A 9,088-nucleotide genomic window follows, 5' to 3' on the forward strand; every position below is an offset into this window, starting at 1 on the left:
GCGCCGGCGGGCAGCGTTGCGGCCGCCGACGCCAGCGCGCCCATGTGCAGCGCGTGGCCGGACGGAAAAGCGTCGTCGCGCTTGCCGGAGATCGAGATGCCGTGGACGTGGCCAACCACGGTCAGGCGGTCCGGGCGGGTCTGGTTGAACAGCAATTTCAGGCCGTGCGGCAGCAGCGACGCCGCGACCGTCACCAGCAGCACATGATTGCCGGCGCGCTCCAGAGCGGCGCCGCGCCCGCGCGAGGCGAACCAGCCGGCGGCAGCGAGCACAAGCAGCACCTTTTCGTCGGCACCCCATGTCAGCCCGCGGGCGATTTCTTCGGGCGCGGGCGCGGTGTTGCGGGCGATCGCATGGGCGATCATGACGTCCGCCGCGGTCGGACGAACAGTCATCGGAAAGGTTGGCGCTCGACGGCGGCGTGCTCGACTTTCAGCGGTGGTGCGCATGGTCCTCGAAACCAGGTTCCCCTCCAACGCGGCAGCCGCGGCATGGGTCCTAATGGCGCGTGCAAAGGGTGGTGGTTCTCCAGGAACGAAGAGCCCCCACTGCCGTTAGGCAGCGGGAGGAGTTTCAAGATGCGCTATCTTTCAATTGTAGTCCTTTGTGCTGCCGCGACGATGAGCAGCGGTGCCGCGCTGGCGCAGCATTCGGGCACCAAGTCCGAACAATCCGCGTGCTCACGCGATGCACAGCGCTTCTGCCGCAAGGACCTCGGCAATGACGGCGCCGTACAGAATTGCCTTCAGATGAAGCGGGCCAGCCTGAGTTCAAGCTGCAAGAAGGTCTTTGAGAGCCACGGCATGTAACCGTCGCCAGCCGATGCGGTCGCGGCTCTGCTCACCCGCCTAGCGCGACGGCGTCCCGCCGACGTGCTCGACAAGGTGCGCGCGCGACAGCGACGGCTCAAACCGGTCAGCGAAGTACTGCGTTTCATGGACGACCTGTCCGTCGCGGAATTCCATGATGCTCACCGTGTAGGACAGGATGCCGTCATAGGTCAGCACGAACTCCGTAACCCACAGATCGCCGGCGCCGATCATGCGCTGGATCGTGAAGCGCTTCTTGTTCGGCTGCACCGTCCGGCTCTGCTGAATGTTGCGCCGGCCGCGGATTCGCTCGCCCGATTGCGGATAGTCGAGCACCGCATCCTCGCGATAGATGTCGTGCTCGCGCTCGAAATCGCTTGCGTCCGACGCCTCCCAATGGCGCTCCAGCGCCATCCGCACGGTTCTATCATCCATCGCAATCTCCCGGCTGTGCCCCGTGCATCATCTGACGATTGTCAATGCGTGATTGGCAAGAGGAATGTGGTGGTGAAGGCGGCTACCTCTCCGCCGTCATTACGGGGCGTGCGAAGCACGAGCCCGGAATCCATCGTGCCGCACGTTCCGTGGATGAATGGATTCCGGGCTCTCGCTTCGCGAGCCCTCAGGTACGCAATTGCGCACCGGGGAATGACGAGGGGCAGGGCGCGCGTCCTTGATCACTGAGTTGCCCGATGGGGGCGATCGGCACCCGGCTTTCCCTACGCCCTCTGCGAGAGGAGGGTGAAACGAAGAGCAAGGCTCGGGCAGATCATGTCGCGAGAACGCGGATGTATGACTCACAAGCAGCGCAACACACTCGATGTCGTCCCGGCGAAGGCCGGGACCCATCACCACAAATGGCAATTGTTGCGCGACGCTGGGGCCACAGCTCTCTTCAACAACACAACCCGGTGGTTATGGGTTCCTGCTTTCGCAGGGACGACGGCTGGAGATAGTTTGCGTTACAGCAGCATTGCGACGAGCGGCAGCGAGCTCTCTGTGCGCAGCCGCGCCGCGCCTACTTCACCGCGGAGAAGCGGGTGTCGAACGAGTTGGTCTGCACGACCGGTGCGGAGCCGGCGAGCTGGGTCGACGGTGCCGGGGCCGGCGCGGCTGCGGCGGTGCTGGTCACCTGCGGCTTCGGCACAGGCTTGGCGGCCTGCTTCGGCTCGGCCTTCGGTGCGACGCGAACCACCGATTGCGGCCTGGCCTCGGCGACCTTCGGCTTGGCCGGCGCAGCAGCGACCGGAGCCGGCGGCGGTGCGGCCGTCTTGCTGGCGTCGGCGGTGCCGCCGATACCGACCTTCTGGGCAAAGCTCGAGAAGAAACCTTCGGACTTGTCGGACGTGTTCGCCGAGGCGACGCGGGCAGTCGACGACGTCGTCGCCACCACAGGCTCTTCCTGCTGGACCGCGAGATTGGGCTTGGGCGGATTGACCGTGCCGGGGATCGTGCCGGGCGCGCGCGCCAGCGACATCGACTGCAGCGCCTGGCTGTCGCCGCCTTCGGACAGACCGGTGTTTCCTTCGGGAATCTTGGAGGCGAAGATTGCGTTCATGCCGCCGTCGATGCCGGTGTTGAGGCGTGCGACGGGCGTGCCTTTGGACGCCAGCTTGGCGGTCTCGGCGGCGTCCTGCTGCTCCTTCTCGCGCACGGCGCTCGCGATCTCCTCGGGGACCACATAGGCCGGGCACTTCGCGGAGGCGTCGAACACCGGATCGCGCGTCGCATTCGGCGCCTTCACTGCGTCGAACACGTACTTCTTCTCGCAGAAGTCGACCTTCGGCTCCTGCTTCGTCACCTCGAAATGATCGTAGCCTTCCTTGATCATCTTCCAGAAAGGCATGTTCGGATTGTTGCGGTGCTTGGCCATGTTCACCGGCGTCATCCGGAACGGATAGGCCTGCAGCTGGAACGCCTTCTGGCCGCCGAAGAACGACTCGCGGCCGAGCGAATAGATTTCGGCGATCTGCTCGTCGGTCATCGCGTAGCAGCCGCGCGAGGAACAGTCGCCATGCACCATCAGCTGCGAGCCGGTGCGGCCGAGCGCCTTGTCGAACGCGTTGGGATAGCCGGTGTTGAACGACAAATAGTAGGCCGACTGCGGATTCATCTGGCTCGGGTTGATCGAGTAGAATCCTTCGGGCGCCTGGCGGTCGCCCTCACGCACCTTCGGGCCGAGATCGCCCGACCAGCGGCAGATCGGATAGGTCTTGAGCAGCGCGAACTGGCCGGAGCGGGTCTGCTTCCAGACCTCGAGTTCGGCCTCCTGCTTGAACAGCCGCACCAGGATCGGCGACTGCATGTCCATGTCCTTCTCGGTCATGGCAGCGACGAGCTTTGGCGGGACCGGCTGGTTGGCCTTGGCGTTCTGGGCGAGCGAGATCTGGTCGCTGTCACAGCCGGCGAGCATGACACCCGCGGCGAGGACCGCCGAAGTCAGAAGCGCGCGTACGAGCGTGCGATGAGTCAAGTCCGAGCTCCACACCCACCGGGCGATTTTCGCGACCCCAACACGGCGAATATGCCCTGAAGCCATTGTGTAAAATATTAGCCTTCGACGACCCCTGCTCGCAACCTGAACCGAGGCTGACGGCCTTCACGGTAGCAGGCATGGTTCAAGGAACGTTAAAGACCCGGCTCGGGGCCCAATTACGGCAAAATCGGCTGATTTGGTCGAAAAATCCGGCGATTTGGGCGGCTCAGCCCAGCTTGCGGCCGATATCCAGGAACTTCTGGCGCCGCTGTTTGCGAATCGCGTCCGGATCAAGATTTCGTAGGTCGTTGAACGCCTGGGCGATGGCATCGCCCGTGGTCGTGATCATCGCGGCGGGGTCGCGATGAGCGCCGCCGGAGGGTTCTTTCAGGATCTGGTCGATCACGCCGAAGCGGAGCATGTCCTGGGCGGTGATCTTCATGCTGTTGGCGGCTTCCTGCGCTTTGGTGCCGTCGCGCCACAGGATCGAGGATGCCGCCTCCGGCGAGATCACGCTGTAGATCGCGTGCTCCATCATTAGGACGCGGTTGGCGGTGGTGACGGCGATGGCGCCGCCCGACATGCCTTCGCCGGTGACGATCGCGACATTGGGCACGCCGAGCGACAGGCAGGCGTCGATCGAGCGCGCGATCGCCTCGGCTTGGCCGCGCTCCTCGGCGCCGATGCCGGGATAGGCGCCGGCGGAATCCACGATCGACAGCACGGGGATGCCGAAGCGGTCGGCCATCTCCATCAGGCGCACCGCCTTGCGGTAGCCTTCGGGACGCGCCATGCCGAAATTGTGCTTGATGCGGGTATCGGTGGTGGCGCCCTTCTCCTGGCCGACCACGCAGATGCTCTCGCCGCGGAAGCGGCCGAAGCCGCCGATCAGGGCCTCGTCGTCGGCGAATTTGCGGTCGCCGGCCATCGGGGTGAATTCGGTGATCAGGCCGCCGATGAAATCGGTGAAGTGCGGCCGCTGCGGATGCCGCGCCACCAGCGTCTTCTGCCACGGCGTCAGATTGGCATAGAGGTCGGTGAGGGCCTGCGCCGCCTTGTCCTCGATCCGCGCGACCTCGTCGCCGATGTCGCTGCCGCTCGCGGCAAGCGCACGCAACTCGTCGATCTTGGATTCAAGCTCGGCGACGGGTTTTTCGAAGTCGAGATAGCTGCGCATCGGGTCGGGCATCAACTCAATATAGGGAGGAACAATGCGAGGGGCGAAGCGGTTTTGGCGGTGGCAAGAGAAGTTTCGTAACTTCAATCGGTTAACGCGCATTCGGGCGGAATGCACGCTTCGGGATCGCAGGCAGGTGACGCTCTTTCTGCGGAGACGACGCGGAAGTCAAGGCGGATCAGGTGAAGGTATCGATGTCTGGCGGGCGCCGGACTTACTTCTCCGCCAGCGGATGGAGGTCGCGGACCAGGCTCTTCAGCCGCTCCTCGATCACATGGGTGTAGATCTGGGTGGTGGAGATATCGGTATGGCCGAGCAGGGTCTGCACGATGCGCAGGTCCGCGCCATTGTGCAGCAGGTGGCTGGCGAAGGCGTGGCGCAGCACGTGCGGCGATACCAGCCGCGGCGCGAGCCCGGAGGCGCTCGCGAGCTCCTTCAGGTCGCGGGCGAAATGCTGCCGGGTCAGGTGGCCGCTCTCGCCGGAGGACGGAAACAGCCATTTCGGCGGTGCGGCCTTCTTCGCCTTCGGCTGCATCACTTCGAGCGCCGCGAGGTAATCCGCCATCGCCTGCCGCGAGGCATCGTTGAGCGGCACCAGCCGCTCCTTGTTGCCCTTGCCGCGCACCACGATCATCCGCGCATCGCGCCGCGCCGCGGAGACCGGCAACGACACCAGTTCGGAGACGCGCAGGCCGGTGGCGTAGAGCACCTCGAGCAGGCAATACAGCCGCAGCGCGCGCAGCCGCTGCGCCGGCGAGACGTCGGTCTGGGTCAGCTCCTTGGCGCGGGTCAGCATGCGGTCGACGTCCGCGATCGACAGCACCTTGGGCAGGCCGCGGCCGCGCTTCGGGCCGGACAGGATCGCGGCCGGATCGTCGCCGCGGATCCGCTCGTTGAGCAGGAAGCGGTAGAGATGCCGCATCGCCGACAGCCGCCGCGCCACGCTGGTCGACTTGAAGCCCCGCGTGTCCAGGTCGGCGAGGTAGCCGCGCAGCGCCTCGGTGTCGGCGCTCGTGAAATCGGCGCCGGCATGGGCGAGGAAATCGGAGAAATCGGTGAGGTCGCGCCGGTAGGCGTCGAGCGTGTTGACGCCGGCGCCCTGTTCCGCGGCGAGCATGTCGAGGAACAACGCGGTCAGCTTGGCGTCGGAGGACCTGGCAGGGGTCCTGGCTTGGGTCTTGGCAGCAGCGGGCATGCCAGAATCATAGCGCCTATTTCTTGAGGAACTTATCCGGAGGGATGGTCACGCTCATTTCCCGCGGCTTCGGATGCACGAAATTGGCCAGCGCGAAGACGATGCCGTAGCCGATCCCGAAAATCACGGCGACGACCGTCAGGAAGCGGAACAGGCTGGGCATGGAGGCGACTCAGGCAGCGAATTAACCAATGAAATCATCCAACATGTTCCCCGCGCCGTTGCAAGAGTCGCTGGTAACGGTGTCGCCCGGGGTAGTATAGGTGGCTCGAATTCTGAACAATTCGTCCCAATATCCGAGCTTTTTGATGTCCGACGCAGCCGTCCCGGCGCCGACCCACCCGACCCTGGAGGCCGAGATCACGGCCGCCCTGGGGACGCGGTCGATCGTGCTGGTCGGCATGATGGGGGCCGGCAAGTCGACCATCGGCCGGCGGATCGCGGTGCGGCTCAAGCTGCCCTTCACCGACGCGGACACCGAGATCGAGGCGGCGGCGGACATGACGATCCCGGAGATCTTCGAGACCCATGGCGAGGCTTATTTCCGCGACGGCGAGGCGCGGGTGATCGCTCGCATCCTCGACAGCGGCCCGATCGTGCTGGCGACCGGTGGCGGCGCCTTCATGCGTGAGGAAACCCGCAAACGGATCAGCGACAAGGCGATCTCGATCTGGCTCAAAGCCGACAGTGATATCATCATGCGCCGGGTCCGCCGCCGCGCCGATCGTCCGCTGTTGCAGACCGCCGATCCCGAGGCGACCGTCAACCGGCTGCTCAGCGAGCGCGAGCCGGTCTACCAGAACGCCGATCTGACGATCGCCTCGCGCGACGTGCCGCACGACCGCATCGTCGACGAATGCCTCGAGGCCCTGCATGCGCATCTGTGCGGCGTGCGTCCGGCCGGCGAGCCACCATCTGATGGATTGAACGCGACCTCATGACTGCGCCCTTGAAACACTCCGCCTCGGTTACCGTCGACGTCGCACTCGGCGATCGCGCCTATGACATCGTCATCGGCCGCGACGTGCTGGCCTCGCTGGGCGAGCGCGTCGCGGCGCTGCGGCCCGGCGTGCGGACTGCTGTTGTCACCGACCGCACCGTCGCGAAACACTGGCTGGAGCCGGCCGAGGCGTCGCTGGCTGCCGCTGATGTCCCGACGTCGCGGATCGTTGTCGAGGAGGGTGAGGGCTCGAAGAGCTACGCCACGCTGAAGCAGGTCAGCGAGGCGCTGATCGCGGCAAAGATCGAGCGCAACGATCTGGTGATCGCGCTCGGCGGCGGCGTGGTCGGCGATCTCGCCGGCTTCGCGGCCGCGATCCTGCGCCGCGGCGTCGATTTCGTGCAGGTGCCGACCTCGCTGCTCGCGCAGGTCGATTCCTCCGTCGGCGGCAAGACCGGCATCAACTCGCCGCAGGGCAAGAACCTGATCGGCGCATTCCACCAGCCGGTGCTGGTGATTGCCGACACCTCGGTGCTTGACACGCTGTCGCCGCGCCAGTTCCGCGCCGGCTACGCCGAGGTCGCGAAATACGGCATCCTCGGTGACGCGGCCTTCTTCGCCTGGCTTGAAAAGAACCACGCCGACATTTTCTCGGGCGGCGCGGGGCGCGAGCACGCGATCGCGACCTCCTGCCGCGCCAAGGCCGCCATCGTCTCGCGCGACGAGCGCGAGACCGGCGAGCGCGCGCTGCTCAATCTCGGCCACACCTTCGGCCATGCGCTGGAAGCCGCGACCGGCTTCTCCGACCGCCTGTTCCATGGCGAGGGCGTCTCGGTTGGCATGGTGCTCGCGGCGGAATTCTCCGCGCAGCTGGGCATGATTTCATCCGACGATGCGGTCCGCATCGCGCGTCATCTTTCCGCGGTAGGATTGCCGACGCGCCTGCAGGATATCGCAGGCTTCACGCAGGAAGGGCTTGCCGATGCCGACGCTCTGTTGGCGCTGATGGCGCAGGACAAGAAGGTCAAGCGCGGCAAGCTCACCTTCATCCTGCTGGAGGCGGTCGGCCGCGCCGTGATTGCCAACAATGTCGAGCCTCAGCCGGTGCGCGACTTCCTGCAAGCCAAGCTGAAGGCCTAAACCACGGATCAAGCCAGTGGGCTGGTTAACCTTCTCGATCGTGCTGCTCTGTCTGCTCGTCTCCGCCTTCTTCTCGGCGAGTGAGACGGCGCTGACCGGCGCCTCGCGCGCCAGCATGTTGCGGCTGTCGAAGCAGGGCAACAGCGAAGCCACGGTGGTCTCGAGCCTGATGGCGATGCGCGAGCGGATGATCGGCGCGCTGCTGCTCGGCAACAATATCGCCAATATCGGCGCCTCCGCGCTCGCCACCGGCATCTTCACCGCCTGGTTCGGCGATGTCGGCGTGCTTTATGCCACCGGTGTGATGACGGTGCTGGTGGTGATCTTCGCGGAAGTGCTGCCCAAGACCGTCGCCATCAATGCGCCGGACCGGGTATCGCTGCTGGTGGCCCGGCCGATGCGGTTGACGGTGTTCGTGCTCGGCCCGCTTCTCACCATCATTGAAGGGATCGTCCGCGCCCTGATGCGGCTGCTTGGCATCAAGATCGGCGCGCATCAGGCCATCCTGTCGCCGACAGAACGCCTGCGCGGCGCGGTCGATCTGTTGCATCACGAAGGCAAGGTCGAGAAGCAGGACCGCGACATGCTCGGCGGGTTGCTCGACCTCAGCGAGCTGCAGGTCTCCGACGTCATGGTCCATCGCACCGAGATGACCATGGTCAACGCCGACCTGCCGCCCGAGGAATTGGTGCGCGAGGTGCTGGCGAGCGAATACACCCGCATCCCGCTGTGGCGCGAGAAGCCGGAGAATATCGTCGGCGTGCTCCATGCCAAGGATCTGCTGCGCGCGATGCGCGCCAATGAGGGCGACATGTCCGCGATCGATGCCTCCGCGATCGCGCTGCCGCCCTGGTTCGTGCCGGAGATGCGCCCGGTCTCCGAACAGCTGAAGGCGTTCCGCCGCCGCAAGACCCACTTCGCCCTGGTGGTCGACGAGTATGGCGAGGTCGAAGGCATGGTGACGCTGGAGGACATCCTGGAGGAGATCGTCGGTGACATCTCCGACGAGCACGATGTCGTCGTCGCCGGCGTGCGCGCCCAGCCGGACGGCTCGGTCGTGGTCGACGGCTCGGTGCCGATCCGCGACCTCAACCGCGCGATGGACTGGCGCCTGCCGGACGAGGAGGCGACCACGGTCGCCGGCCTCGTGATCCACGAGGCGCGCTCGATTCCCGATCGCGGCCAGAGCTTCACCTTCCACGGCTTCCGCTTCCGCGTGCTCCGCCGCGAGCGCAACCGCATTACCGCGCTGCGCATCGTCGCCGTCCCGCGCGAGGCCGCCGAGCTCGACGAGAAGAAGCCGAAGCGGGCGGGGACGGCGTTCTAGTGGGTCAAGCGGAGGTCTATCTCC

General features: G+C 65.7%; 10 protein-coding genes. 4 read left to right on the plus strand and 6 right to left on the minus strand.

Going from position 1 to position 9,088, the window contains the following annotated elements; translation table 11 throughout:
* Positions 1-395, minus strand: a 395-nt coding sequence (locus H8B02_RS41525) for a phosphatase PAP2 family protein (RefSeq protein WP_229171459.1), incomplete at its 3' end; no start/stop codon positions are given.
* Positions 396-578: 183 nt separating this feature from the next.
* Between H8B02_RS41525 and H8B02_RS41530 the strand changes: the two genes are divergently transcribed.
* Positions 579-809 carry a hypothetical protein gene (locus H8B02_RS41530; protein WP_229171460.1) on the plus strand — a complete coding sequence of 77 codons (231 nt, stop codon included), beginning with the start codon at positions 579-581 and terminating at the stop codon, positions 807-809.
* 39 nt (positions 810-848) lie between these two features.
* On the opposite strand, the gene H8B02_RS41535 is transcribed toward H8B02_RS41530, so the two are convergent.
* From H8B02_RS41535 to H8B02_RS41555, 5 genes are all read right to left on the minus strand, one after another.
* Positions 849-1,244: a nuclear transport factor 2 family protein gene (locus tag H8B02_RS41535; protein WP_229171461.1), complete on the minus strand. Its 396-nt coding sequence runs from the start codon at positions 1,242-1,244 to the stop codon at positions 849-851.
* 583 nt (positions 1,245-1,827) lie between these two features.
* Positions 1,828-3,282, minus strand: a complete 1,455-nt coding sequence (locus H8B02_RS41540; RefSeq protein WP_229171462.1) for a L,D-transpeptidase family protein — start codon at positions 3,280-3,282, stop codon at positions 1,828-1,830.
* A 229-nt stretch (positions 3,283-3,511) separates the two neighbouring features.
* Entirely contained in the window at positions 3,512-4,474 is a 963-nt protein-coding gene (locus H8B02_RS41545; RefSeq protein WP_229171463.1) for an acetyl-CoA carboxylase carboxyltransferase subunit alpha, read from the minus strand.
* Positions 4,475-4,676: 202 nt separating this feature from the next.
* Positions 4,677-5,657: a site-specific tyrosine recombinase XerD gene (gene xerD, locus H8B02_RS41550; RefSeq protein WP_229171464.1), complete on the minus strand. Its 981-nt coding sequence runs from the start codon at positions 5,655-5,657 to the stop codon at positions 4,677-4,679.
* Positions 5,658-5,673: 16 nt separating this feature from the next.
* The gene (locus H8B02_RS41555) at positions 5,674-5,820 is read right to left on the minus strand and encodes a hypothetical protein (protein ID WP_050405944.1); all 147 of its coding nucleotides are present in this window, start codon (positions 5,818-5,820) and stop codon (positions 5,674-5,676) included.
* 145 nt (positions 5,821-5,965) lie between these two features.
* Here H8B02_RS41555 and H8B02_RS41560 point away from each other — a divergent pair, with 145 nt between their 5' ends.
* From H8B02_RS41560 to H8B02_RS41570, 3 genes are read left to right on the plus strand one after another with little or no spacing between them, the layout of a single operon-like run.
* The gene (locus tag H8B02_RS41560; protein WP_229171465.1) at positions 5,966-6,598 is read left to right on the plus strand and encodes a shikimate kinase; all 633 of its coding nucleotides are present in this window, start codon (positions 5,966-5,968) and stop codon (positions 6,596-6,598) included.
* A complete protein-coding gene (aroB, locus tag H8B02_RS41565; RefSeq protein WP_229171466.1) occupies positions 6,595-7,737 on the plus strand; it encodes a 3-dehydroquinate synthase in 1,143 nt (380 codons plus the stop codon). Before H8B02_RS41560 ends, aroB begins: the two co-directional genes overlap by 4 nt.
* A gap of 16 nt (positions 7,738-7,753) precedes the next feature.
* Positions 7,754-9,064, plus strand: coding sequence for an HlyC/CorC family transporter (locus tag H8B02_RS41570; RefSeq protein ID WP_229171467.1), 1,311 nt, complete (start codon positions 7,754-7,756; stop codon positions 9,062-9,064).
* Positions 9,065-9,088: the final 24 nt, after the last annotated feature.

This window comes from Bradyrhizobium altum (assembly GCF_020889705.1).
GTDB lineage: Bacteria > Pseudomonadota > Alphaproteobacteria > Rhizobiales > Xanthobacteraceae > Bradyrhizobium > Bradyrhizobium altum.

Bases quoted from the DNA above. Each gene is read 5' to 3' on its own strand.
- H8B02_RS41545 (WP_229171463.1), bottom strand. From the start codon at position 4,474: ATGCCCGACCCGATGCGCAGCTATCTCGACTTCGAAAAACCCGTCGCC.
- H8B02_RS41535 (WP_229171461.1), bottom strand. From the start codon at position 1,244: ATGGATGATAGAACCGTGCGGATGGCGCTGGAGCGCCATTGGGAGGCG.
- aroB (WP_229171466.1), top strand. From the start codon at position 6,595: ATGACTGCGCCCTTGAAACACTCCGCCTCGGTTACCGTCGACGTCGCA.
- H8B02_RS41530 (WP_229171460.1), top strand. From the start codon at position 579: ATGCGCTATCTTTCAATTGTAGTCCTTTGTGCTGCCGCGACGATGAGC.
- H8B02_RS41560 (WP_229171465.1), top strand. From the start codon at position 5,966: ATGTCCGACGCAGCCGTCCCGGCGCCGACCCACCCGACCCTGGAGGCC.
- H8B02_RS41555 (WP_050405944.1), bottom strand. From the start codon at position 5,820: ATGCCCAGCCTGTTCCGCTTCCTGACGGTCGTCGCCGTGATTTTCGGG.
- xerD (WP_229171464.1), bottom strand. From the start codon at position 5,657: ATGCCCGCTGCTGCCAAGACCCAAGCCAGGACCCCTGCCAGGTCCTCC.